Raw genomic sequence first — 26,472 nt, forward strand, 5'->3', positions numbered from 1 at the left:
TTTATACTTACTCCTATCAATCTTTTATGTTGCTTCTAGATTTTTTTATAATAATCAATTTTTCGTTTGAGGGCGAAAAATTGATACAAATAAATAATTAATACGAATGCTGTGAAACAAACTACTACTATTTGAAATACATAACCTTTCCACGTTAAGATTAGCCCAATTTGTGAGACAATCATGGCAAAAAACATAACTAGATAAAATTTGACCATTCTCTGAAATGTTTCTTTTACTGACTCTGAATCAGAATATATTTTTTTCAAACTCTCTTTATTAGTAGGCGTTCGGAAATAATGAAATTTTTGTATAAATGATTCAACATGTTCCCAGCCTGTGTCCTTATATAATTGAAAATATTCATCATCCGCGTCACGAAAATCAATTTGATAAACATATGAATGATTAGGATCTTCTTCAAAATAATACACTCCCAAACGATATTTTATTAAATGAAGTCCTTTACGCGACATTTCTGTTAACCATTGTTCTTCTCTTTCAACATCTGAAGCTAAAAATAATTTAAACTTTTTGACAGTCATCGTGTTCACCTTCCATTCCCTTTATGATGCTGCTCGCATTTTTCACAAGAGATTCAAGACGCTTATATTCCATCTGGAGAATATCTTTACCGAGTCGAGTAAGACGATAATACTTACGTCTCTCCCCTTCATCTACGTCCGCTTTCGCAATTATTTTTTGTTTCTCGAGCTTTCCAAGTGCCCCGTACAACGTTCCCGGCCCCATTGTAACTTCGCCATGACTAATTTCTTCTACATCCTGCATAATTGCATAACCATGGCGAACTTCCCTTAGGGATAATAAAATATAGTACGTTGCTTGCGACAAAGGCAAAAAATCTTCAATTCGTTTCATTGATTATAACCACCTTCTATATCGCATAACGTTATATCGCATGCCGATATATCACTTAACGATATAGTAGCAAATTGTTTTTATGCTGGCAATATGTTTTTTAAAATTTGACAATAAAAAAAGACTGAATAAGTTCAGCCTCCCTTAATTGCATCCACCGCTTCAACATATTTAGGATACCATTTCTCCCATTCAACTTTACGATTTTGTATTGTTTTCCCATCTAGTAATGCATTAATTACATCCAGGCACACATGCCAACCTGCGAGATCCCTCGGCGTATGATCAGTCATTTTATTAATCTTTTCTTTTAGAATCAACTGACACCCTTCTGCTTCTGGAAGAAGTTCAAATCGAACGACATCGTCTGCCCAAGTAAATTCTAATATCGAATGCATCTTTAATTCTAGGATAGACACTTCAATTAAACTCCCATCCCCCATATTAAAAGTATAAGCCCCACCTTTACGAAGGTCCTTTACACGAAGTTCGGAAAACCATTGTGCTAATTTATCATTGTCCGTCAACATGGCCCATACATCATCAACTGGGTGATTTAAGTAACGATCAAATTGAGCTAGATAACTGTGTTCTGTTTTTTGTAGTTTAGCTAGCATAGTTGTTCCTCCATTTTGTCGCAATTAATTTTATTATCAATGTACCCCAAAAAAAAGGGAAGTACAGGAGAAAACAAACAAAAAGGTTAAAACTGCACCAAGTACTGTCTGATCCCTAGTATCTTTTTCATCTCTGCAACAGTGTAATAAGGTTTAAATACTACAAGACTCCAAGTATTTGTACGATAAAATAATTCATATATCATTTTGGTTATTATTCTCTTCTTCCACAATAGGGACACGAACTTAAACTGACTTCATATTCATAATTACAGTTAGTACATTTTTTCTTTTCTTGTTTCATTTGTTTTTTATGTATTTCTTCAAGTTGATGTAGTTTGAATAATATAGATTGCTGGTTGTTTAATATATGTGACAAGGCAAAAAGTATCATTCCCGACACAATCCCACTCAACAGTGCAACGATGAATCCGAAAAATGTTCCTGTTAAAATTCCAGTGACAACACTAATAACTAAAACAATTATTCCTATGAAAAAAAGTGCAGAAACCATATGTAGCTCCCTTTCTATTATTCTTATTTCCTTAATTTTACACTTATCTTCTAAAATTGTAAGGCCCTTCTAAAGCATTGAGGTTAAAGATAGATTGCAGTAAATCTGACAAACTGAGCTTTTCACTGCTGAGTGATTTTATATATGCTTGAAATAGATTTGTCCTATTCACTTTATATTAGACAAGAGCCTTGTCTGAACACAGATTTTATCCACTGTCTTCCTTATATTGGACAAAAATCCTTTCCAAACATAGACTTGGTCCATTATAGATTTGAATTAATCAGCTCTTAGTCTATTACCTACATTAATTAAAAGTTCATGGTGATTGTTATAAAAGAAGCAAAGCCTTGATTAACGAAAAAATAAAAACGATAAGGAAAAATCCTTACCGTTCTACTCAATAATTTATTTTAACAATCTCAAACTATTTAATATGACTAAGATCGTGCTGCCTTCGTGGCCGATGACACCGTATGGCAAATCCAATACTTGCAAGAAGTTGGATAAAATCAGCAAGATAATGACTCCAATTGAAAAGACAATGTTTTGTTTAATGATTCTGTTCATTCTTTTTGATAGGTTGACAGCATCTGATATACGAGAAAGGTCGTTTTTCATCAGGATCATGTCTGCTGTTTCGAGTGCGACGTCTGTCCCATCTCCTACTGATATCCCGACGTTCGCTGTTGCTAACGCTGGAGCATCATTGATACCATCGCCAACCATTGCTACATTTCCATATTTTTCTTTTAGTTGCTTGATGTAGTCAACTTTATTTTCAGGGAGACACTCAGCAATATATTCTTGGACGTGACTTTCAGAAGCAATCGCTTGTGCTGTTTGGGTATTGTCGCCAGTTAGCATAATCGTGTATAAGCCTTGTTTTTTCAATTGGTCGATTGCGTTCATCGACTCTGCACGTACCAAGTCTTTTAATGCAATCATCCCAACTAGGTTTTCACCTCTTTGAATAAATACTACGGTTTTTCCTTCTCTAGCTAATTCATTTGATTTATTATTTTTAAACTGTCTAACAGCTTCTTCGCCTACAAAACTACTTTTTCCGATTTTCCATTCGACTTGATTGATGCTTGCTTTTACTCCCCATCCCGGTACATCCTCAATGCTTTCAGGGTCGATGAATTTCTCTGCTAACTTCTCTTGAGCATATTTAACGATTGCGTTCGCAAGTGGATGGTTCGAGTGCCTTTCAATAGAGGCAGCGACTAGTAAAACCTCATCAGATGAAAGTTCATCTTGAACCAAAACATCGGTAACTTCAGGTTTTCCGGTTGTCAACGTACCAGTTTTATCAAAAGCAATTGCTTGTAAATCGCTTAATTGTTCAAGGTGCACTCCGCCTTTAAAAAGGATACCATGTCTTGCTCCATTAGAAATGGCTGACAAGGTCGCAGGCATAATGGACGCAACAAGAGCACAAGGGGATGCAACTACTAGTAAAATCATTGCTCTGTAAAATGTCTCAGTCCAACTCCATCCTAATACAAAGTGTGGAAGGAACATCATTAAAGCTACAACAGCTAGCACTATTTTTACATACTTCCCTTCAAATCTTTCGATAAAAAGCTGAGAAGGAGACTTTTCACTTTGTGCTGACTGGACCAATTCAATGATTTTTTGGAATAGAGTTTCATGACTTGGCTTTGTTATTCGAACAGTGATTGAACCGTTTAGATTCACCGTTCCTGCAAAAACTTCATCTTTCAGTCCTTTGGATACAGGAATCGACTCACCCGTAATGGCTGCTTCATCCAAAGTAGAAATTCCCTTTATAATTTCCCCATCTGAAGGAACCCTTTCTCCTGGTTTAATCAAGATGAGATCTCCAACAACAAGCTCTGAAACATGGACACGCTCTTCACTATCTCCTGTTATTCGTAACGCTTCTTCTGGTTGTAATTCCATTAATGAAGAGATTTCTTTATGACTTTTATTCATCGTGTATGTTTCAAGTGCGCCACTTACTGCAAAAATAAAAATTAAGATCGCACCTTCCGTCCAGTAACCAATGATGGCAGACCCGATGGCTGCCATAATCATCAGCATCTCAACATTTAATTCCTTGTTTTCAATCGTATCCTCTATACCTTCTTTTGCCTTAGCAAATCCGCCGATGACAAAAGCAAGCAAATATAAAATAACAGACGAGGTTGCAGCGCCGCTCTTATCTGTTAGCCAGCCTAGAAAAATGAGGACACCACAAGTGATAGCTGCAATTAACTCTCCATTTACTTTAATCTTTTCTAAAATATTTCCTTGCGTCGTAGCTTTTCTGTTCTCTAAAAATTGTACAAGAGCACTCATTTCCGCACCTCCTGCGAACAAGCTCAGTATTTTACGAAGTCTAATTTATAATAATTATTATATGACTATTATAGTAAAAGGACACGGATAAGTCAAATTTAATTGAGAATTTTTATATCTAATTGAGAATGATTATTAATGTTAATTGACAAAATGAACCATAGTAACAATGAAAACAAAGCTAATTATTAATGATAATCATTATCAAGTATTTTAAATTAGTTATCATATTATACTTATTTTAACACAGGACAATAATCTGTTTTTTTGGGGATTTAACCTTTTGTCAAGGAATGGTATAGTGGTGGAAGAGAGAATTTTACAGTAAAGGGGTATAGATGATATGACAGATACAAAACTCAATGTAAGCGCTTATTTAAATCGAATCGGATATACAGGTCCACTGGATGGCAGCGCAAAAACACTCGCCAAGATTCAAGAATGCCATCTACATACAGTACCTTATGAAAATTTTGATATTCTGAACCGCATTCCGCTATCATTAGAAATTCCGGATTTATACGATAAAATTGTTACTCGGCATCGTGGTGGCTACTGTTTCGAGCTCAATGCTTTATTCAGCTGGCTATTACAGGAATTAGGTTATAAAGTAACAAGCTTATTTGCTCGTTTCTGGCGTGATGAACCTAATGCTCCTCCAAAGAGACGACATCATGTTCTAAAAGTAGAAGCGGAAGGAAATTTTTACTTATGTGATGTCGGAGTAGGGGGAATTGTTCCTCGCCAACCTATCAAAATGATTGAAGGTCTTGTACACGATCAAGGTGATGAATCTTACAAATTAGAAATGGACCCATACTTCGGGTGGATGTTATTAGAGGAAAAACGAGGAGAATGGAGACAACTTTATTCTTTTACCGAAGAACCACAACTACCTAAAGATTTCATTATGGCTTCATTTTGGTGTGAAAATGCTCCAGATTCTATTTTTATTAATGATGCCATGGTTGCCATACGTACAGCTGAGGGGCGAAATTCAGTAGATGGAAAAGAGTTTCGTATCTTCACAAACGATACGGTGCGAGCTTTTACACCAGAAACGGAAGAGGAATATAAGGACGGATTAAAAAAGTATTTTGGAATTATATTAGAATAGAATATTACAAGACTCTAAAACCTGAATATAGGATGTCATCATCCTTTTTTCAGGTTTTTTAAGGAGGCATCAATGAAAAACGCTTGGATTGTCTCATTTATCCGTTTCCCGATGCTAGTAATAGGTTTACTTGTTTTTTCAGGTTTATTTATGTTGATGGGATTAGACTTTCAATTTCCTTTCTTAAATGATATGTCACCTATATATTTCACTCTAGTAAATGTCTTATGTTTTGTTCTTTTGCATCATTTATTGAAAAAAGATGGTCGTTCACTAAAAGATGTATCAGGCTTTCAGCGGGAGCGCTTATGGAAGGATATTTTATACGGTTTTTTATGGCTATTTATATTGTACATCCCATTTTTAATAGCTGTTGTCATCACTATGCTGATTATGTTTGGCTCGGGTTTTCACTTGCACTTTCAAACAGTATTTACTGGTGATGCTGAAAGTTCTAATTTCGCACGTCCTGAATGGTTATTATGGTTTTCCGCTTGCACAGCTCTTGTTTTTCCTTTTTTAAATGCCCCCATTGAAGAATTGATGTACCGGGGATATGCACAACCCATTTTTTTGAAGCACTTTAATAAAATTATACCTGCGATTGCAATTCCTTCTTTAGGTTTTGCTTTGCAGCACATCATGCTCGCACCTAGCTGGCAAGGAGCCGTTGTCTATTTTGTCGCGTTTTTTCTCTGGGGAGTTGGGAGTGGCATCATTTATTATAAGCAGAAAAGATTATTCCCTCTAATCGTTTGTCATTTCGTCGTGAATGTCGCTTTTTCAGTTATACCGATCATCTTACTAATTTCAAAGTAGAGATGTGGACGGCATATTTAACTATCAGCTCAATACGAGTAATATTGAGGAATTGGAGGATAAGTACAAAACTAGATATAAAAAAAATCGTAAGGTTAGATACTTCCACCTTACGATCTTCTTATTAAAAATACTTTTCAATATTAAAATCTTTCAAAGTTGAATACACGACATCTGCATTCGTTAAATCCTTTTTCTGTCCAACTCCAACAGCTAGCATCCCAACAATTTTAGCTGCTTCCAAACCCGCTTGTGAGTCTTCGAAAACGACGCACTCTTCATAAGGAACGCCTAGCGTTTTAGCTCCAAGAGTAAATACTTCCGGGTCTGGTTTTGCTTTGGAGACGGAATTCCCGTCCACAATCACATCAAAATACGATTCAAGCCCTACATTTTTTAATATGATTTGGGCATTTTTACTTGCTGAACCCAGGGCGATTTTGATTCCCTTTTGTTTTAACTCCTGTAATAAAGAAAGGGCACCTTCTAATATTTCAGATTCATCAATGTTAGAAATGTATTCTACATATTGATTGTTTTTTTCAGTTGCCATTTTTACTTTTTCTTCTTCTGAAAAAGCATCTTTCATATTGCCAACCTCTAATAAAATATCCAGAGAGGTCATTCTAGAGACCCCTTTAAGCATCTCATTATGCTCAATGGTAAATTCAAACCCTAACTTTCCAGCTAGTTCTTTCCAGGCAAGATAATGATATTTTGCTGTATCGACAAGTACTCCGTCTAAATCAAAAATTGCACATTTATAGGACATTGCTCTTCTCCTCCAACGGAATGATGAGACTATCCTTCAAATCATACGATTTGCCATATACATAAATGGATTTATTACTTCCATTTTGTAAGGAGAAAGTGCAGTTTCCACCTTCAACTTTCACAAAAATCGTACTATCTTCAAAACGAACTTTAAAGTTGTAGCCTGTCCATTTTTCTGGCAAGGCTGGAGCAAAATGCAAGCCGTCTTCTTTAATACGCAAGCCTCCGAAACCATAGACAATTGCCATATAGTTTCCACCCATATTGGCTGTATGGATGCCGTCTTTCGTATTTTTATGAGTATTAAATAAATCGAGTTTTGCAGATTCTCCAAAATACTCATACGCTTTATCATATTGCTTCAATTTCGATGCAACAATACTGTATATGCAAGTAGAAAGGGAAGAATCATGAGTTGTTATTTTTTCATAATAAGCAAAAGAATTTTCAATTGTACTTAAACTTTGGGCATCTTCTAAAATAAAATGCGCTAACACAGTATCTGCCTGCTTACACACTTGATGTCTATATAAATGAAGCGGGTGATAATGTAAAAGCAATGGGTATTTATCTTTTGGTGTATTTTCGAAATCCCATACTTTCTTAGATAAAAACGAATCATCTTGAGGATTGATATCCATTTCCTCATTATAAGGCAAGTACATTTGTTCAGCTGCCTGTTTAAACGTTTCAATTTCGCTACGTTTCAAGCCAATTTTTTCAATTACAGATGTAAGATTTTCAGCTTCTAGAAGCTCGTAAAATTTCACAGCCCACTTCAAGTTATGCTGAGCGAGAGCATTTGTGTAGTAGTTATTGTTCACAACACAAGTATACTCATCCGGCCCTGTTACATTGTGAATCATAAATTTACCTTCGTGGAAATGGCCCGTATCGATCCACAATCTTGCCGTTTCAAACAAAATTTCTACACCTTTATTAGCGATAAAATCAAGATCTTTTGTAACAAGGTAATAATTAATGACTGAATAAGCGATGTCGCCATTAATATGGTATTGCGCGGACCCCGATGGATAATAACCAGAGCACTCTTTACCCATGATTGTTCTCCATGGATATAAAGCACCTTTAGTATGTCCCATGATTTTCGCATGTTCTCTTGCAAAATCTAAAATATTGTACCTATATTCAATCAAATTTTTCACAATATCAGGTTGAGTTAACAAGAAGAAAGGCTGGATATACATCTCTGTATCCCAGAAATAATGACCTTCATATCCTTCACCACTAAGGCCCTTTGCCGCCACATTACTGAAACGATCTTTTCCAACAGATTGCAGTAATTGGTATAGATTATAGTAAATGGCCATGCTCAACTCATCATCACCATCTACATCAACACTTGCATTTTCCCAGTAGTGAGTTAAGAAATCTTCTTGCTCTTCGTATAGTCCTGCAAATGTCTTGTTAGTAGCTTCATTCATTAACTCCAAAGCCTTATCTCGACCATTTTCGTAGCGAATGGAATCGCAAAGAATCGTATATTTAGAGAATGACACTGTTTCATCTTGGTCTATATCAGTTGTAATCTCACATTCTATTGAATGCGAATGAACATGTTGTTGAACACTCGCCTCTTTTGACAATATGTTTTTTACAGCAGACCAAACTTGCAGATCCGATTTTGACGTTTTAGATGAAATGATAGAAACACCCTCTTGAACGTCTACCTTTTCGACATGAATATGTTTGAAGCTTTTCGCAGCAACCCGCGGATCATCAGGATTAAAGTAATTTTGCACATTGCCGATATGAGTTGAAACGAATTTTACTTCACCCGAAAAATTCTTAGCAGTCACTTGGTAATCAATCGTAAATAACGGCAGCATTGTAAAAGAAGCCATTCTTGTAATAACGATCTCTACTTCACGATTATTAGGTGAACGCCAAAGAATCGTTCTTTTTGTAATACCTTTTCTCATGTCTAATGTTCTCGAGCTTTTCAGCACATTCCCCTGAAACAGACTAAACTCTTCACCATCGATGAATAACTTAATTCCTTGTGTATCCACAATATTGACCATTGTTTGCTTCTCTTCTACAAAACCATACAGCTTTTCAGCCTGCTTCATTTCCGCAAAATCATAAAATCCATTAATATACATACCCCGAATTGAGTTATAATTCTCCGGATATCCTTCTTCATAATTTGAACGAACGCCTAAGTAACCATTTGCGTTATGAAATAATGTTTCATGAAGCATCAATTCGTCATTGTCGGTACTAAAATCATTAATTTCAAACAGATACTTATTCATTAAGACAAACCCTTTCGGATATATTATTTAACACTTCCGGAGGCAACACCCTTAATAATATGCTTCTGGGCAGCTGCATAGAAAATTACAACCGGAATAATTGTTAATGTAAGTCCCGCCATCGCTAAATTCCACTGAATCGTAAACTGTCCAAAGAAGGATGCAGTAGAAAGCGGAATGGTTCGTAAAACGCGATCAGATAATACTAGTGACGGTAGCAAGTAATCGTTCCAAATCCAAATTACGTCTAGAATGATGACTGTCACAGTAATCGGCTTAAGAAGTGGGAAGACAATTCTCCAAAAAATACCAAACTTAGAACAACCGTCTAAAAGCGCTGCTTCCTCCAATGATACTGGAATCGATTTGATAAAACCGTGGTATAAGAAAACAGCCATACTTGCGCCGAAGCCAACGTACATGAAAATCAAACCACCATGAGTATTTAGCATCGGAATACCCAGTACATCACGAATTTTCCCCATAAATTGCATCAAAGGCATCATGAGTGTTTGGAATGGAATAAGCATCGTCGCGACAAACGTCATAAATATAATTTTACTTAGTTTATCGTTTGTTCTTACCAACATCCATGCTGTCATTGAAGAAAATAAAGCGATAAGCACACAAGAAACAACTGTTATGAACAAGGAGTTGAAAAACGACTGTAAGAAGTCCATTTTTTCCATTGCTTGTAAATAATATTTGAAGTCAAATGTAGAAGGAAAAGCTAAAGTGTTCTGATATAGCTCTGCCCGGTTTTTGAAAGAGTTGACCAACATAATATAAATAGGTGACAAATAGACAAGTCCGAGGACAATAACGAAGAATCCTAATAAAAACCTCCCTATTTTTTTCATTACATTTCAACCTCTCTCTTTTTCGTAATGGCCACCTGCGTCAATGTGATTGCAGCAACAATAATAAAGAAGATAATCGCTTTCGATTGACCATAACCGAAGTTGTTATATCCAAAAATCTCATTATAAATATTCATCGCAAGCAATTCCGTAGAATTACTTGGACCCCCTCCCGTTAGTGAGAGGTTCACATCGAATATTTTGAAGGAGTTCGATACGGTTAAAAATAAACATATTGTAAAGGATGGCATTAATAGCGGGAATGTAACCTTAGTAAGTTTTTGCCAAAAATTAGCTCCATCAACCTTCGCTGCTTCTAATACATCCTCCGGTATAGAACCGATACCAGCAATATAAATGATCATGACATATCCTGCCATTTGCCAAGTGAAAACGATGACCATGGCATATAAAGAATATTGTGGATCAATCATCCAGTTGAAGAAAATGGACTTAAATCCTGTTACCTCACCCATAACAAGGAATGCATCAGAGAATATAAACTTCCAAATATAACCTAGAATTAATCCACCAATTAAGTTAGGCATAAAGAACATCGAACGCGCAGCATTCCGAAATTTTAATTTTGTTGTAACGAGCAAGGCAAGTCCTAGTCCAATAACATTTACTGCTATAAGAGTCATGACTGTAAATTTAGTCGTTAACCAAGCTGAAGTCATGAAGCGTTTTTCTCCAATTAACTTAGCGTAATTGTCAAATCCCACAAAAATCTTCGGGTTTGCCGGAATTCCATCCCAACTAAAAAAGGAATAATATATTCCGATAAAAAAAGGAATAATGACAACAGTCACAAAAGCAATTAGTGTCGGAACTGTAAATAAAGCAAACCACGCTTTATCTTTTTTTCGTTTCATATTAACCCTTCTTTCAATTCTTTAGGAAACGATATTGATTACTGTTCCCAATCATGTAATAAAAGAGCCTAACATCCGTTGTTACTATACTCGATGTTAGGCTTTTTATTTTCAAAAATTATTTAGTAGCATTTGCCCACGCTGCATCAAGTGACTCCAAGAACTGTTGACCAGTCATATCCTTTTTAATAAAGAATTCTTGTGTAGCAGGAGCTAGGTCTGCATCCACAATACCTGCTGGCCATAGATTAAATGTCCATGGAATTGATTTTCCAGAGTTAGATGCTTGTAAAAGATCTTTTGATAGTGGGTCCAAATCTTTTGCTTCGATATTAGTCATTGCTGGAATAAATCCAAATTCATCAACAATATAATGTTGTCCAGTCTCACTAGTTGTTAACCAGTTTAAGAAATCTAGTGCTGCATCAATTTCTTTTTGGTCCGCATCAGCGTTTACCGCCCAATAGCTTGGAACACCAACTGAAATCTTATCATTGCCCATTAATGGCAAAGGAAGCATACCCATTTCAAAACCTAAATCACCATAATCTTTAAACATTCCATACGCCCAGTTTCCTTGGTGAATCATAGCTGTTTTTCCAGTAGCAAAATCCCCAATTTGCTTATCATAGTTATATTCAAGTGGGTTGTATGACTCTGCTCTGATGGATTCCATGAACTTAGCAAACTCTTGGAATTCCTTTGTATCAGCCATTTTAACTTCGCCTTTATTTAGTTTTTCAATAAAAGCTTCCGGGTCATCTAAAAGCGCAAACGGAGTGTTTAAAATATGAGCAATTAAGAAATAGCTTTCTTGTGACAAACCAAGCCCGTTGATACCTTCAGCTTTAAGAGATTTAAGAGTGTTATTAAAAGAATCATAGTCTTTTACATCTTCAGGTTTTACTAAGCTTTTGTTGTAAACTAATCCATATCCTTCAATTCCGTATGGAAGTCCAACTTTTTTACCATCAACAAGTAACTCTTTTTCAGGAGCTACGTTTTTCATAAAATCTTGGTTACTTAAATCATAAGCGTAAGACTTCAGTTGTTCACCTTCAGTTAAACCGCCCAAAGTGAATATAGATGGACCTTGTTTACTTGAAAGTTTTGTTTTCAACTGTTGGAAATAATCGTCACCAGTTGTTTCCCAAACCTCAACCTTAACGCCTTTTTCTTTTTCATAGTCCTTCGCAAGTGCTTTCAATTGATCCGTAATTTCAACCTTAGATTGGAAAATAACGATCTTCTCTCCAGCTTTAGAACTTTTTCCTCCGCCACAGCCTGCTAACACGACCATTGACATTAGTAAAATAATAGATAATAAGCTAAACGCTTTTTTCATCAATTCAATGCGTCCCCCTTTTAATAAAACGTTATACCTATATTTTAAGTCCTATAATAAAAAAGTCAACAAATTTAATTTTCTATTAATTTTTACCAGTATTTCAAGGGGGTTTTAATAAAACAGTGTAAGTTTTTTCGAATAACAAGTAAAATTTTACTGATTTATGTGTTTTTATTTTACAGTGCTACGCCACTTTATTTTTGCCGAAATCTTAAAAATATCATTATTACCAGTTCCTTGAATCATTTCCACTAACTCTTTCGCTGCTAAATATCCACTTTCATAACGGGGAATTGTCACTGTTGTGAGGCCATATGTTTCTGCTGCATTCGCATCATCAAATCCCGTAACAGAAATATCCTCCGGCACAGAATAATTACTTTCCTTTAATGCTTTAATCGCACCTATCGCCATATTATCATTTGCACAAACTAATATTTCTGGGAGATTGTTGCTTAACGTAATAATATTGGCTGCTCGATATCCACTTTCTTCAGTAAAATCACCAAAATAATAATTAGTCCTTTGAAATGGGATATTATTGTTTTTTAGTGTGTCAGTAAATGCTTGAAATCGTTCTTGATGATCAAGTGAACTTTCAATTCCACCAATATATCCAAAATTGCTATATCCTTTATTAATAAGGGATTGAACAAAATCACACATGACAGTATAGTTCTCAACAATTACACTTTTAATGTAATCTTTGTTTACTATCCTATCCATGACAACAATCGGAAACTGTTCATCAGCTACAGAAATAAGAAAGTCATTATCCATTTTTTTATCTAAAATAATTGCTCCTCCAGCAAAATTATTGCGCATGAAATTTTTGCTGGAACTTGTTGTACATACGATTAAATCAAAGCCATTTTCGGAAAGGTAATCATTTATTCCTTTTATTATCTTTAAATAAAAGGTTCTTTCAAAATCGCTAAAATTAAAGACAATAGTATTTGTCTTTCCAGATTTCAGGCTTTTTCCAATTAAATTAGGTTCATATCCCATCTCTTCACATATTTTCAATACACGTTCTCTTGTTTCTTTACCAACATTTTTCCGTCCGTTGATAACATTGGAAACTGTTGAAACGGAAACACCCGCCATTTTCGCAATATCCTTTATGCCTACCAATTTCATGCCCCTCGTTTCGACTTGTTTTCTGCTTTTAGTAAAACACAAAAAGAGTTTTTTGTAAAATTTACTTTTTATTTTAGTAAAACGGACTCACCAATGCAGGTGAGTCCATACTTATTATCTATGTTAAACTAACTTTCTTCCTTATTCTCTAAATCTAGAATACGAATGATTTCTTTTACATTATTAGCTCGTACCATTTTTTCAATATTATTAGAGTCTGAGCAAATTACAGCAATTTGAGATAACATTTTCAGATGAGCACCGTCTTTTCCAGCAATCCCAAAAATCAAATATGCTTTTTGACCGTTGAAATCGACTCCTTCTGGCACTTGAATGACTGTTATTCCAGAATGAATGACATCCTTTTTCGCTTCTTCCGTACCATGCGGAATTGCGATTCCATGCCCCATATAAGTTGAAATCATTTCATCTCTTTCAATCATAGCGTCAATATAACTTTTATTTACATATCCTGCCTGGACTAAAGCATTACCTGCAAAACGAATTACCTCTTCTTTACTAGTAAACCTTTGATTTAAAAATATATTTTCCTCAAGAAGTAAGCTGATATTTTTTTCTGCTATCATGGAAGATTCCTTTCTAACTTTTTGTAGGTGTTCTATTAACTTGTCATATTCTGAACTTGATAAGAAATGTTCGACTGATATATGATGCGCATTCGGTGCCTTATTTTTTGCCCTATCGGTTAACTCTTTCTGAGTAATGACAAGCTGTGCATCCTCAGGGAGATCATTAATTGCCGAATGTAAAACTTCTATATTTTCATCTATTTTTTCTACTTTTTTGCGAAGAAGGGAGGCCCCCATCACACTTGATCCCATTCCAGCATCACAAGCGAAGTGGATTTTCGTAACATTAGGAATGACGCTAACTAAATTGGCTTCCTCAATTTCTTTATCTTTGGCTGTTTTAAGAATGGGAATTGAGATCAAGAAAGACACAATTCCTGCGACTAATATCCCTGAAAGATTTGCAATATACGTGCTAGTTTCCTGGGGCGTTAAAGCCAAGATTGAAAAAATACTGCCAGGTGATATTGGACTGAATACTCCTCCATCTAAATAGACCAACGTCCCAATCCCACATATTCCACCAAAAATGACAGCTATGATTAACAACGGACGCATTAAAATATACGGAAAATATACTTCATGGATCCCCCCAAAAAACTGGATGAGCATAGCTCCAGGTGCAGTACGTCTCGCTGATCCCTTCCCAAATAAACTAATGCCGATCAAAACGCCAATACCGGGTCCCGGATTTGATTCCATTAGAAAGAGGACTGATTTTCCGGTTTCCATTACTTGTTCAATTCCAATCGGTAATAAAATCCCATGATTTAGTGCATTATTCAAAAATAAAAGTTTAGCAGGCTCTATCAAAATACTTGAAAAAGGAAGCAACCTTGTATCTGCTAACCAAAAAACACTTTGCGAAAGAGCTTTTATGATAATGGCGAAAGCTGGACCTATCGTAAAAAATGCACCAATTGCAATTAATCCTCCTACGATTGCAGCTGTGAAATTATTAACTAGCATTTCAAAGCCGGATTTAATTCTACTTTCAAGATTAAGATCCACTTTTTTCAAAACATAAGCCGCAAAAGGACCTACGAACATGGCCCCTATAATCATGGGGATGTCGGAACCTGCTATTACACCTACTGTGGCGATTGCTCCTACGACAGCCCCCCGTTGATCATATACTAATTTACCACCTGTATATGCTATTAATAATGGGAGCAAGCAAGTGATCATAATATTTGGTAAATTCGAAATATTTTCATTGGGTAATAGTCCTGCCGGTAGAAATAGAGCTGCCAAAAGGCCCCAGACAATAAAGGCAGAAATATTCGGCATGACCATTGAACTTAAAAGGTTTCCTAGCTTTTGGATTGTTAGTTTTATATTAAATTGACCCATTTACCACGTTCCTCCATCAATCATTCCACCTTTAATGTTACGGCAGAAACTCTCATCTATCAATCTTGATTTTTATTTTGCAAACTTTACTACCGATTATATTTGATTTATTACCGTAAAGTTGTGCTTTACATCCAATCAGCCTTAGGTTCCTACCGATTACTTAACCTTTACTACCGATAGATTATTAAATCTCCTTTCAGGGTATATATGACAAGAACATGTTGAAAAACTGATAATATTCCTATAGAAAGAGTCCAAAATAACGTGTTATTCTAAAGTGTAAGACATTTTTCCACCAAGTAGGAGGAAAGCTTAAAGTGAATTCAACTCATATACGTATTTTGATGATACTTCTAGTGGTCATAGTTGTTAGTATTCAAAGCGGTTGCAGCTTAACGCATAGAGGTAATCAAGATCGATCAAATATCGTTTCTAATGAAAATGGTAGTGGTAAAACTTCAAATTTAATAGAAAATCCAGTTGCGGATACAAAAGATACTCCTTCTCAGGAAGGAAACCAAGCGGATTCAATTGATAACTTAGAAGATGAGAAACAAAGTACAGAGAATAATCTCAAAGGTAAGGACAAGATTGTAGAAGAAGATACAACTACAGAGATTGAGAAAAAAGAAGAAAAGGTAGTCGAACCACAAGAGGATTCTAGTGAAAATAAAAGCACTAAACAAGACCAATCAAAAAAGGAAAATAAAAATGCCATTCACGTTATTAGTCAACCAGAGGCGATTACAGTACTAGTTAATAAACAGAATAAACTTCCTGACAATTATGCTCCGAATGATTTAGTTTACCCAAATGTCCGTTTCATCTTTAGCGGCAATCCCGCCAAAAAGAAAATGCGCCAAGAAGCTGCAAGAGCATTGGAAGAAATGTTTGCGGGCGCTAAAATGGACGGAATTTTATTAGCCGGAGCTTCAGGGTATCGGTCACAAGCTACACAGAAAATACTTTATAACAGCTATGTGAAAAGGGACGGTAAAGCAGCAGCGGATCGTTATAGTGCTTATCCTGGTCACAGTGAGCATCAGACTGGCTTAGCAATGGATATATCAGGCATAAACGGAAAATGTGCAGCAATGGATTGTTTTGGGGATTCACCTGAGGCAAAGTGGCTAGCAAAGCATAGCCACGAATACGGATTTATCGTTCGTTACCCAAAAGGAAAAGAACATATTACCGGTTATCAGTATGAGCCATGGCATATGCGTTATGTCGGCACTGAGATTGCAACGGAAATTTTTGAAAATGACTTCACATTAGAAGAATACTTTAATATAGCCATTCCTGTTAGCGGCAAGGAATAATAAGTAAAAGCAGATCTTGGATTCTACCTAAGATCTGCTTTTGTTTATCTAATAAAAACTTAAGCCTTATTTTCGATTAAACCAATTCCAAGTCCTGTAGGATCGACCAAATAAGCTAGATAAAAATCATCAAATTCCATTTTATCCCTTACAATCATTGCACCATTATCAATGGCCATTGCGATGGATTCATCAATCGATTCAACTTCGATTTGTATTCTTGTACCAAAAGGATAATCATTCGGGCCTTTGGCAATTCCCCCATTGATTCCCGTTCTCGAATCACTACTTGTAGTGACTTCTCGATAATCCCAATGAGGCTCAGCAACTTTCCAGCCAAATACTTTTGAATAAAAATCTGCTGCTTTTTCAGGATTTTGGCTATTAAGTTCAAATCCAATTACTCTTCCCATTTTGGGCACCTACTTCCAAAAATATTTTCTTATGTAAAGTTTCTATATGTTCATCAATAATCCTTTTATAAATAATCATTTTAATAAAAGGTAGGCGATATACAGAGCTACTCCCCATATAAGAATTGCCGAAATTTTATTAATCGTATTGATGAATTTACCTTCCGAATCAATATCCCCAAGCCTTTTTCCGGCAACAGCAAGTCCGAAAAACCATAACCATGACACTATAATTGTTGAAAGAGTGAAAGCAACTTTCTCAAGCCCTATATAACTAAGGGAATTTGTTCCGATGACACCAATAGTATCAAGAATAGCATGTGGATTCAGTAAAGAAACCGACATAGCAAACATGATTTGCTTTTTAGGCGATAATGCCCTATCTTCTTTATTCATTTTAGTAGGTTTGCTTTTCCAAATAACCCAACCCATATAAAGTAGAAAAAGAAATCCTACTACAAAAAAGGCTGTTTGCAATATTGGAAGCGTTAGTACAACAACTGATACGCCTAAAACGGCAAATAAAATGAGGAATGAGTCGCAAAGCGAAGCCGTCAACACCACTGGCAAAACTCTTCTGAACGTTGGTTGCGCAGCCCCCTGATTAAACACAAAAACGTTTTGTGCTCCGAGAGGTAAGATGAGTCCTAAAGCTAATGCAATTCCGTGAAAAATAGTTAATAACAATTTAATTTACACCCCTAAACCACACAATAGATTATGAATCTAATTATATTAACATGTGAGGAATTTTGTTACTAATGACAAATAGACTCCCTAAATAGAGAGTCTATTATTTTTACTATAGAAAATCACCCTTTGAAAAAAGGAGCTTGTAAAAATAAGATGTAGCATAGTAGGAAAAATATCGGTCCGACTAAATATGGTTTCTTTAGAATGTTAGTGAGCATGTTGGCTTTCTGCACATATGTAATAACCTCAAAAAGAATCATCAAACATATAAATACCACAATTGTAAACATAATCATAATAATTCGATCCCAATCCAACGGATTCAGCATTACACCAAGCATGGCCCCCATCATCCCCGCCATAATCCCCGACAATAAACCTTCAAAAACGGCTAGAAGCGAATAAAATAATCCTATAAAAATTCCAATGACCGAGCCGACTCCCATACCGATTACCGTGGCCAGCAGCATATTGTCTTGGAATAATATCCCCATCAATGTGCCGACAAATAATCCAATTCCCATGGCAATGGACATCGTAAACAACATTCCATGCATATTGCTTACTTTTTTTCTAACAATATAAACCGATACTCCGGCTCCAACTGAAAAAACAAACAAAAGAAACGTTAAAAGGATTAAGGAATTCGACATTCGCATCAACTCCGGCGTTTTTGTACAAGTATATGTTTCGCCGGAAATAATCTTCACAGTAATTTAATTAGAGTGGACATTTTTATTTAAGCCCGTAATTATGAAACATACTGTCATTGCAACAATAGAAACGAACATAGCAAAAACAAGGCCAATAAAAGCCATAAATGTATCGTTTTCCGGAGTACCAGGCTCCAGAGTGAATGTCATATAAAGAAATCCAAGAAAAAGGAATAAATAAAAGCTGCTTCCAATTCCACTCATTATAATCTGATCTTTCCGCTGTTTTTGGCCAGCATTCCGTATGACCGACCATAAGTAAATACTCATCACAGTAGCAAGAAGCATGATTACAAGGTGAATGTATGGAATAAAAAGCAGGCTCGTTAAAAATATCAAACCTACTGCTCCGGAAAACAAAATTGCATTTAGAGTGAAAATAAATAACCCACTTAACCAAGGATTATTAAACCAATTTGAATCAGATAATTTTTTCACCAGAATAGTATTTTCATTTACCAAGGACAAAAATTTTTGTTTGTTTAACAAAAAAACCACAATAAAAATAACTCCGATTAATAGAATAAATGTCATTGTCTTTAACCTCAGTCTTTATATACATAGAAATTCTATGTATATAAATAAATTTTTTTACAGTACCTCGTATAACTATGTATATTATGACTTCTGATCCATTTCATGTCAATAATGACAGAACTTTTCTGCAAACAAAATACACAGTAACGAAAATATCCTTTTTAATCGTTACTGTGTATGAGTACTTTACATATTATGTACTTTTCTTAAAGTTTCCAAGGCATTTTTTAAGCCTTTTTCCACTAAAACACCCTCAAAGCTAATACCTAGATGAACGATTGCTTGAGCAATTTCCGGACGCAATCCCGTTAAAATCGTTTCTACTCCAATAAGTTTCAAGGAACTTATGACTTGGAATAGTTCATTGGCAACCATTGTATCCATCATTGGGACACCGGATAGATCAATAATCAGAAATTGATTTTCCAATTTAGAGCAACTGTTTAAGGTGTTTTCCTTCAAAATTTTGGCGCGATGAGTATCAAGGTCCCCAATTAAAGGAAGAATAGCAATTTCATCAGTAAGAGACACGACTGGCACAGAATACTCTTGTATCGCTTTTTGAGCAAGTTCTAATGTTTTCCTATGATTGTCTACAAAGGAAACGCTAAATACATATCCCGCATGATCTATAAGAGGGTCGAGAATTCGGTTTATAGCAACAACTTCCCCCGCTCTCACATTATGTTCTTGTATTATTTCATCCATCATATCCCAGAGCACGGTCCTCCATGATGTAAGGGTCTTTAGCGCATCATCTAAAGATAGTTGAAAATTCACAGCTGCAGTTCCTGATAATTTTGCCCATTCTGTTATACTCTCCCAAATGGATTCCTTATCATTTTGCTTAACCGCTTTACCTAACAAAACCAAAAAATCCGCTCTCCATTTGTTAAGTATTTCCATTTGTTGAGGATTTACAAATGAATCAACAAAATTCTTATCAAAAGTCTCATTTAAATGTACAGCAGCTTGATAGCTATTTTCGATAATATATTCACCAAATAACACGTTAAAGCTTTTTATCTTTTCCAAATTTCGTACCTCCCATCACTTGTAAAACTAATTTATCATACTAATTAGCATTATAGGAATACTTTAATCTATGACTATAGTCGATGTATATTAATTAGGTGCATCTTATTTTACCTAACTCTTTTTTAGCGAGCACCTCGGATTCACCTGCCACTCGACTCGGTTTACTAAATTATTAACGGCTCCTTTCCTTTTTATAAAAATATGCAGCCCTGTAACTATTCACAGGACTGCATATTTTTTAAAAAGATATATTTACATTATACCGTCACAGCGCTTGGATGGTCATCTTTTACAATATCCAGCGAAGCTGCTCTAGCATTGATTTCAACTTGTTCAGGGCTCTTACAACCTGGGATAACACACGTAACAGCTGGATGCTGCAGGCACCAAGCAAGCGCCCATTCAGCCATATTGACACCTTCAGGCACTTCATTTTGTTGGATTTCCTCTACGAGACGAAGTTTTTCGTCTACTTCATCTCGATTGCGTCCTTTTCTAACATTATCGCTGAAAACAGCACCAGGCTTGTATTTACCACTTAAAAACCCACTTGCTAAAGGAACACGAGCTAGTACACCTAAGTCTTGTTCAATACAAGAAGGGAACACTTCTTTTTCAGGAACTTGATCAATTCTGTTATACACAACTTGAATCGCTTTTGCATTTACCTCAGTTGCTTTCGATGTTTGATATATATTCGCATTACTGCCAATGGAGATTCCTAGGTTTCTAATTTTCCCCGCTTGAACTTGCTTGTCCAACATTGTCCACAAATCATCATTATCAAAATCTTGGTCCGAGCCAGAATGGAATTGATAGAGATCAATATAATCTGTTTGTAAAGCTTTAAGGGATTCCTCTAATTGTATGCGAATTGCATCAACACTCCATGCATTTTCCCAATGATCATGCCATTTGTGGCCAAACTTGGATGCAACTACCCAATCTTCGCGTCGATCGCGTTTAAGGAAATCACCAATAAAACGCTCTGACATATGATGAGGACCGTAACATTCTGCTGTATCAATTAAGTTAATGCCCAACTCTTTAGCGCGTGTCAGAATGGCATCAGCTTCATCTTGGTTAAAATTCTTACCCCAGTCACCACCAAATTGCCATGTGCCGACTCCGACAACGGAAACATTTAAATCCGTTTTCCCTAAGCGTCTATACTTCACAAACAACACCCCTACACTTTTATTTTGGTAATGCTTTCATATTACATTTATACCATAATGGAAAGGGTTTCCACTAGTTTTAAATATTGATAGTTTTTTACAGAGTTAATTTTCTACTTGAGCAAAACTTACTTCGTAAAGCTTTTTGGTCTCTACGAAACGTTCCAATGAAGTCCCTGTTCCCATAATTACAGAGATTAGGCGAATATCATCTTTTTCCACAGTACCTGTAAAACAATAGCCCGCTTCATCTGTAAAACCTGTTTTGAGACCATCGACTCCCTCGAAGCTCACATGTTCATTGTTTCCTGCCAACATCCAATTTGTATTTATGTATGTTTGACCACCAAATGTAAAATTTGACGTTGATGATATTTCAAGAATTTCAGGAAATTGAGTGATTAATCCTTTCGTTAAAATCGTTAAATCTCTTGCTGACATTTCATTAGCATCATTGAGTCCGCCAGTTGATCGATATTCTCCAAGATCGTTGTTGTTGAGCCCAGTACTGTTTACAAACATTGAATTATTCAAACCAAGTTCTTTCGCTTTTTCATTCATTTTCACAACAAAATTTTTCTCACTTCCCGAAACTGTCTCCGCTAATGCAATTGTGGCACCATTTGCCGAATGAATGGCCATTGCGTAAAACAAATCACGAATTGTATATAATTGATCTTTTTTTAAATATACCGATGCAAAACCAGGAGTATTGGAAATGGTGTATGCATAATCACTGACAGTGATGGACTGATCCCATTCAAGTTTTCCTTCCTTTATTGCCTCTAATACTAGAAACTCAGTCATCATTTTTGACATACTCGCCGTAGGAAAAGGTTCATCGCTATTTTTTTCGTAAAGAATATTTCCATCCCGGGCGTCAATCAATATTGCAGATTTAGCATTTATATTTATGTCCTTTAACTTATGAATGACTTTTATTGTAAATACTTTCGGCTCTATCTCATGTTGTTGCAGCGGCAAAAAACTAACGGTCAACGGTTTGTTTGTTTCATTTGTAGATTTAATAAAGAAGGCGATTCCTATTATGAATAATAGTAAGATTGGTATAATGACTTTTTTTGATAGCTTCATAATTCCTCCAGAAAACAGATTATCATATTTAATATAGCAAAGATTTCACTCATTAGAATGAATCTTTTTAAAAACCATTCCGTATTAATAAGAAAATAGTATTGTGATGGTGGTAATTATGAGTACAGGTACAATTATTTTTATAATCGCTATGGGCTGGGCATTAATCATTCACGGCGGTTTGACGTATTTGATTGTAAAGAAAAAGGAATACAGCCTGATTTCAGGATTTTTAAATCGACCTAAGGAGGAACAGGAATATTTAATTCAAAATGGGTACATTGAGGCACTAGGAAGGATTTTTAAAATTACGTTTTTTATATTTGCAGCGACATTCTTGTTAGGTTTACTTCCTATTCCTTATGGTTTTGAAATTGGAATTGCCCTGTTTTTAGTTGTTTTGCTTGGCGGACTCATTTGGATGCAAAAATTTGAAGTCCCTCATAAACGTAAGAAAATGTACTGGATTACAAGTGGAATTATGGCAGTTACTATCGGTTTAGTTGGGTGGCTCACAATTGCAGGCTTGGTAGACAACGAGGTCACTGTTAACCACGAAACGTTTGAAATATCCGGAATGTATGGTGTGGAGTGGCCTATTAAGGATATCAAATCTGTTGAACTACTGGAGGAACTTCCAGAAGTGATTATGAAGTCGGATGGCTTTGCAACAGCTGGACAATTAAAAGGGAATTTTTTATTGGAAGAACCTTATGGCAATGGCTTATTATTCGTAAATTGGAAAAATACCCCTTATCTATATGTAACTACTAAAAATAACTATTTGATTTTAAATCGAAAAAACAGTGAAGATACAAAAAATATTTACGAATCTTTATTAAAAGTGTGGGAAAGTCAAAAATAATATTAGAAAGGAAGGCTACTAAAAACGTAAGCCTTCCTTCTATTTTTACTATTATCTCAAAGTTTTTAATGCTCCGCTCCAAGAAACTACTTCATCAAGCATTGTATTCACGTTTTGTAGATGCAATTCAGCTGGTTTGAATTCGCTGAAGTTTTCGAAGTCTGTAAATAAAGAAAGTGTCGGATGTGTGCGTACATCAGCTATTTTCAATTCTCCACAGATACCACGTAAATGCTCAGCTGCACGAGCCCCACCTGTTGAACCATAGCTTACAATTCCTGCAGCTTTGTTATACCATACATCACGAGCAGAATCTAATGCGTTTTTCAATGCACCTGTAATGCTGTGATTGTATTCTTGAACGATGAAAACAAATCCATCTACACTAGCAAGCTTTTGATTCCATGCTTGTAATCCTGGTTCTTCACCAGATCCTTCTCCTAAAAACGGTAATTTGTACTCTGATATATCTACGATCTCGTAGTTAGCATCGCCACGCTTGTCCGCTATTCCTTTTACCCATTCTCCAACTTGTGGGCTTACGCGTCCTTGACGAGTACTTCCTAAAATGATTCCAATGTTTAATTTTTCTTGTGCCATGTATTGTTCCTCCTACATTTGACTCTATGATGTGTTAAATAACTAACCTTATAAAATTATTTTCTTTTTCATTAGTTAGTTACTTTATGTAAGTTATTATATTTATATAATCATAGAATGTCAATTGTTGTGATTTATATCCAATAATAATTATCCGTTTTCTAATTTACAGGCACTCTATTTATTCATAGTTACTTCGGAGTTGGAGTCTTTTGTATATAGGTACATTGATTGCTTCGAAGTGACTTGAGAGTTCATATTTTCTTGTTTATGGGTACGATGATTGCTTCATCGTGACCTTGAAGCACACTTTTTCTTTTTTACGTTGAAATGTCCATCGTGACCTTGTAGCTTACTTTTTTCCACTAAACGGGTACAATGAATCATTTATGATCTGTTATCACAGTTGAAGTAGTTCGCTTTTCAAAAACACTTTCCCTCTATTTGTATCAAGGGATTCAACTGCAAGGACAGCTTCTTTTACATGAATTAAGTCATAATGTTCGTATGGGGGCATCAGTTTCAATTTTTTTTCGCTAATATAGGAAATCAATTGTTCAAATGTTTCATGCCATTTTTTAACAGAAACTTGTTTATTCCAATGCCGTAAATGAAATAATTTTACCTCACCTTTCTGCGATATTATTTTCCAATCGACTGGCTTTCCAGATAAAAGTCCGATCGATAAAAATATTCCGCTAGGTTTTAGACAACATGCCAATTCGTTTCCGCATGATCCGCCAATAGAATCGATTGCAGCTGACACTCCTCGTCCATTCGTTAATTCCCGAACCATATTAACTAATGATGATTCAGATGTATTGATAACGTATGAAGCGCCAAGTTCAATTAAATCTTTAGTATGAATATCATTTCTTACCGCAGCAATTAGTTCAAAACCAAGAATTTTTGATAATTGAGCGAAAATACGCCCAATTGAGGAACTGCAGGCATTTACTAGTAAAGCATCGCCAGGTTTTAATTCTAATATCTCTTTACAAATAATCCAGGCGGTAACTGGATTTATGTATAATTGTGCGGCTGTTAAATTGTCTATAGTAACCGGAATAGGAATAGCCAATTCTGCAGACGCTCGAACATAGTTTTGCCAAGTTCCTTCCCCACGAAGTGGCAAGACACGCTTACCAAGTAATTCTTTTGGTACGGCAGGACCGACTTCCTCCACAACCCCAACACCTTCGTAGCCAGGAATTGCCGGTAAAAAAATTCGATGTGAATAGGATCCATAAATAGGAATTAAATCAGAAGGATTGATTGGACTCGTAATCATTCGTACAAGAATTTTCCCAGGACCTGGGTTTTGAACATGCCTATTTTCAACTTTCAGCACATCTTGTGGCTTTCCAAAATCATAGTATTTAACGCATTTAGCCATAAAAAAGACTCCTTTTTTTCCTTACTTCTTTCATTGACATGATCTCTCGCCAATTTTATACTTATTATCGTAACTTAAATACTAAAAATTATCTGTGGACTTTTCTAGAGATTCTCTATTTTCGCCACACAACTGTATAAAAGCAGTTGCGTGGCTTTTCTATGTATAGAAAGAGGTGGAACATATGAAAACATGGCAATATGCCTTAATTGTTTTTTTAGGTGGATGTTCATATGGGGTGTTGTCTACTGTTGTTAAGCTTGCTTATGCAGCTGGTTTCTCCGTAACAGAAGTAATCGGCGGCCAATACTTTTTTGGCATGTTACTTATTTGGTTGATTTTCCTATTTACAAAAAAACAAAAAGTGAAATTCAAACAATTTGGGAAGCTTTTATTGTCAGGACTTCCTTTTGGTTTAACAGGTGTATTTTACTATCAGGCCTTACAATCATTGAACGCATCTTTAGCGATCATTTTCTTATTTCAATTCGTATGGATTGGAACATTTATAGAATGGGCTTTGTTCAAGAAAAAACCCGATCTCAATAAAATAATATCAATTTCTATTTTAGTTATTGGTTCTGTATTAGCAGCAGGAATTGTCGTTGACAAAGGAGTAACTATTACATGGCAAGGTTCTGTTTGGGGCTTGCTTTCGGCGATAACTTTTACGATTTCAATTTTTCTAAGTGGTTCAGTTGAAAAATATTTACCACCTGTCCAAAGAAGCACACTTATTGCGACTGGTGCCTTTTTGACAGTAAGTGCTATATTCCCGCCTGTATTTTTAACTAATATCCCTGTCGTGATGGGAGTGGCACCGTATGGATTATTACTAGGTTTATTCGGCGTTGCCTTGCCACCACTTTTATTCTCAATTGGAATGCCACATGTCGGACCAAGTCTTGGAACGATTTTATCTGCTTCCGAACTTCCAGTGGCCGTTACAATGGCTTCAGTCATTTTAGCTGAACATGTTGGCATGTCACAATGGCTAGGAGTCGTTTTAATATTAGGTGGTATTGTATATGGGAATGTAGAGCGTTCCAAAGCAAGGGCTAATACGATAACGATAAATAAAATAGCAAAGTAAAATAAAGCAAGAGGAAAGGGAATTTAGTCACCC

26 protein-coding genes are annotated in these 26,472 nt (G+C 35.7%); 5 read left to right on the forward strand and 21 right to left on the reverse strand.

Translation table 11 applies throughout. The features are described from left to right. Positions 1-35: 35 nt before the first annotated feature. The 5 genes from MT489_RS13950 to MT489_RS13970 form a co-directional block, all read right to left on the reverse strand. The gene (locus MT489_RS13950; RefSeq protein ID WP_244682173.1) at positions 36-545 is read right to left on the reverse strand and encodes a DUF2812 domain-containing protein; all 510 of its coding nucleotides are present in this window, start codon (positions 543-545) and stop codon (positions 36-38) included. Beyond that, entirely contained in the window at positions 526-879 is a 354-nt protein-coding gene (locus MT489_RS13955; RefSeq protein WP_244682174.1) for a PadR family transcriptional regulator, read from the reverse strand. Before MT489_RS13955 ends, MT489_RS13950 begins: the two co-directional genes overlap by 20 nt. A gap of 134 nt (positions 880-1,013) precedes the next feature. Continuing rightward, the gene (locus MT489_RS13960) at positions 1,014-1,496 is read right to left on the reverse strand and encodes an SRPBCC family protein (RefSeq protein WP_244682175.1); all 483 of its coding nucleotides are present in this window, start codon (positions 1,494-1,496) and stop codon (positions 1,014-1,016) included. Between the two features lie 214 nt (positions 1,497-1,710). Further along, positions 1,711-2,010, reverse strand: a complete 300-nt coding sequence (locus tag MT489_RS13965) for a hypothetical protein (protein ID WP_244682176.1) — start codon at positions 2,008-2,010, stop codon at positions 1,711-1,713. A 408-nt stretch (positions 2,011-2,418) separates the two neighbouring features. Continuing rightward, positions 2,419-4,338 carry a heavy metal translocating P-type ATPase gene (locus MT489_RS13970; RefSeq protein ID WP_244682177.1) on the reverse strand — a complete coding sequence of 640 codons (1,920 nt, stop codon included), beginning with the start codon at positions 4,336-4,338 and terminating at the stop codon, positions 2,419-2,421. A 343-nt stretch (positions 4,339-4,681) separates the two neighbouring features. Here MT489_RS13970 and MT489_RS13975 point away from each other — a divergent pair, with 343 nt between their 5' ends. Both MT489_RS13975 and MT489_RS13980 read left to right on the forward strand, forming a co-directional pair. Next, positions 4,682-5,455, forward strand: coding sequence for an arylamine N-acetyltransferase family protein (locus MT489_RS13975; protein WP_244682178.1), 774 nt, complete (start codon positions 4,682-4,684; stop codon positions 5,453-5,455). A gap of 72 nt (positions 5,456-5,527) precedes the next feature. After that, positions 5,528-6,274, forward strand: a complete 747-nt coding sequence (locus tag MT489_RS13980; protein ID WP_244682179.1) for a CPBP family intramembrane glutamic endopeptidase — start codon at positions 5,528-5,530, stop codon at positions 6,272-6,274. A 124-nt stretch (positions 6,275-6,398) separates the two neighbouring features. Here MT489_RS13980 and pgmB read toward each other — a convergent pair whose 3' ends face one another. The 7 genes from pgmB to MT489_RS14015 form a co-directional block, all read right to left on the reverse strand. Continuing rightward, on the reverse strand, positions 6,399-7,046 hold the full coding sequence (pgmB, locus tag MT489_RS13985; protein WP_244682180.1) for a beta-phosphoglucomutase: 648 nt from the start codon (positions 7,044-7,046) through the stop codon (positions 6,399-6,401). Beyond that, entirely contained in the window at positions 7,036-9,327 is a 2,292-nt protein-coding gene (locus tag MT489_RS13990) for a glycoside hydrolase family 65 protein (RefSeq protein WP_244682181.1), read from the reverse strand. Before MT489_RS13990 ends, pgmB begins: the two co-directional genes overlap by 11 nt. A 23-nt stretch (positions 9,328-9,350) precedes the next feature. Beyond that, entirely contained in the window at positions 9,351-10,187 is an 837-nt protein-coding gene (locus MT489_RS13995) for a carbohydrate ABC transporter permease (protein WP_244682182.1), read from the reverse strand. Continuing rightward, positions 10,187-11,062, reverse strand: a complete 876-nt coding sequence (locus MT489_RS14000) for a carbohydrate ABC transporter permease (RefSeq protein ID WP_244682183.1) — start codon at positions 11,060-11,062, stop codon at positions 10,187-10,189. The genes MT489_RS13995 and MT489_RS14000 overlap by 1 nt, the downstream gene beginning before the upstream one ends. 118 nt (positions 11,063-11,180) lie before the next feature. Then, positions 11,181-12,407, reverse strand: a complete 1,227-nt coding sequence (locus MT489_RS14005; protein WP_244682343.1) for a sugar ABC transporter substrate-binding protein — start codon at positions 12,405-12,407, stop codon at positions 11,181-11,183. A 174-nt stretch (positions 12,408-12,581) separates the two neighbouring features. Continuing rightward, positions 12,582-13,544, reverse strand: coding sequence for a LacI family DNA-binding transcriptional regulator (locus MT489_RS14010; RefSeq protein ID WP_244682184.1), 963 nt, complete (start codon positions 13,542-13,544; stop codon positions 12,582-12,584). A gap of 134 nt (positions 13,545-13,678) precedes the next feature. After that, a complete protein-coding gene (locus tag MT489_RS14015) occupies positions 13,679-15,493 on the reverse strand; it encodes a PTS sugar transporter subunit IIA (RefSeq protein WP_244682185.1) in 1,815 nt (604 codons plus the stop codon). 320 nt (positions 15,494-15,813) lie between these two features. Here MT489_RS14015 and MT489_RS14020 point away from each other — a divergent pair, with 320 nt between their 5' ends. Beyond that, entirely contained in the window at positions 15,814-16,818 is a 1,005-nt protein-coding gene (locus MT489_RS14020; RefSeq protein WP_244682186.1) for a M15 family metallopeptidase, read from the forward strand. A gap of 59 nt (positions 16,819-16,877) precedes the next feature. Here MT489_RS14020 and MT489_RS14025 read toward each other — a convergent pair whose 3' ends face one another. The 7 genes from MT489_RS14025 to MT489_RS14055 form a co-directional block, all read right to left on the reverse strand. After that, a complete protein-coding gene (locus MT489_RS14025) occupies positions 16,878-17,231 on the reverse strand; it encodes a VOC family protein (RefSeq protein ID WP_244682187.1) in 354 nt (117 codons plus the stop codon). A 75-nt stretch (positions 17,232-17,306) separates the two neighbouring features. Continuing rightward, positions 17,307-17,918, reverse strand: coding sequence for a LysE/ArgO family amino acid transporter (locus MT489_RS14030; RefSeq protein ID WP_244682188.1), 612 nt, complete (start codon positions 17,916-17,918; stop codon positions 17,307-17,309). Positions 17,919-18,043: 125 nt separating this feature from the next. Next, the gene (locus tag MT489_RS14035; RefSeq protein WP_244682189.1) at positions 18,044-18,577 is read right to left on the reverse strand and encodes a hypothetical protein; all 534 of its coding nucleotides are present in this window, start codon (positions 18,575-18,577) and stop codon (positions 18,044-18,046) included. Positions 18,578-18,640: 63 nt separating this feature from the next. Further along, positions 18,641-19,171 carry a hypothetical protein gene (locus tag MT489_RS14040; RefSeq protein ID WP_244682190.1) on the reverse strand — a complete coding sequence of 177 codons (531 nt, stop codon included), beginning with the start codon at positions 19,169-19,171 and terminating at the stop codon, positions 18,641-18,643. A 189-nt stretch (positions 19,172-19,360) separates the two neighbouring features. Continuing rightward, positions 19,361-20,209 carry an STAS domain-containing protein gene (locus tag MT489_RS14045; protein ID WP_244682191.1) on the reverse strand — a complete coding sequence of 283 codons (849 nt, stop codon included), beginning with the start codon at positions 20,207-20,209 and terminating at the stop codon, positions 19,361-19,363. A 260-nt stretch (positions 20,210-20,469) separates the two neighbouring features. Continuing rightward, positions 20,470-21,390, reverse strand: a complete 921-nt coding sequence (locus tag MT489_RS14050; protein ID WP_244682192.1) for an aldo/keto reductase — start codon at positions 21,388-21,390, stop codon at positions 20,470-20,472. Between the two features lie 105 nt (positions 21,391-21,495). Beyond that, complete coding sequence (locus MT489_RS14055) at positions 21,496-22,485, reverse strand: D-alanyl-D-alanine carboxypeptidase family protein (protein ID WP_244682193.1); 990 nt, start codon at positions 22,483-22,485, stop codon at positions 21,496-21,498. Positions 22,486-22,603: 118 nt separating this feature from the next. Between MT489_RS14055 and MT489_RS14060 the strand changes: the two genes are divergently transcribed. Then, positions 22,604-23,350 carry a DUF3784 domain-containing protein gene (locus tag MT489_RS14060; RefSeq protein WP_244682194.1) on the forward strand — a complete coding sequence of 249 codons (747 nt, stop codon included), beginning with the start codon at positions 22,604-22,606 and terminating at the stop codon, positions 23,348-23,350. Positions 23,351-23,401: 51 nt separating this feature from the next. Here the strand turns inward: MT489_RS14060 and MT489_RS14065 are convergent, their stop codons facing one another. Together MT489_RS14065 and MT489_RS14070 are read right to left on the reverse strand one after the other, a co-directional pair. Beyond that, the gene (locus MT489_RS14065) at positions 23,402-23,950 is read right to left on the reverse strand and encodes an NADPH-dependent FMN reductase (RefSeq protein ID WP_244682195.1); all 549 of its coding nucleotides are present in this window, start codon (positions 23,948-23,950) and stop codon (positions 23,402-23,404) included. 400 nt (positions 23,951-24,350) lie between these two features. Beyond that, entirely contained in the window at positions 24,351-25,346 is a 996-nt protein-coding gene (locus tag MT489_RS14070; RefSeq protein ID WP_244682196.1) for a zinc-dependent alcohol dehydrogenase family protein, read from the reverse strand. Positions 25,347-25,530: 184 nt separating this feature from the next. Between MT489_RS14070 and MT489_RS14075 the strand changes: the two genes are divergently transcribed. Then, a complete protein-coding gene (locus MT489_RS14075; protein WP_244682197.1) occupies positions 25,531-26,439 on the forward strand; it encodes a DMT family transporter in 909 nt (302 codons plus the stop codon). The last annotated feature ends 33 nt before the right edge of the window (positions 26,440-26,472 follow it).

This window comes from Lederbergia wuyishanensis (assembly GCF_022900255.1).
In the GTDB taxonomy this organism is placed as follows: Bacteria; Bacillota; Bacilli; order Bacillales; family Bacillaceae_C; genus Lederbergia; species Lederbergia wuyishanensis.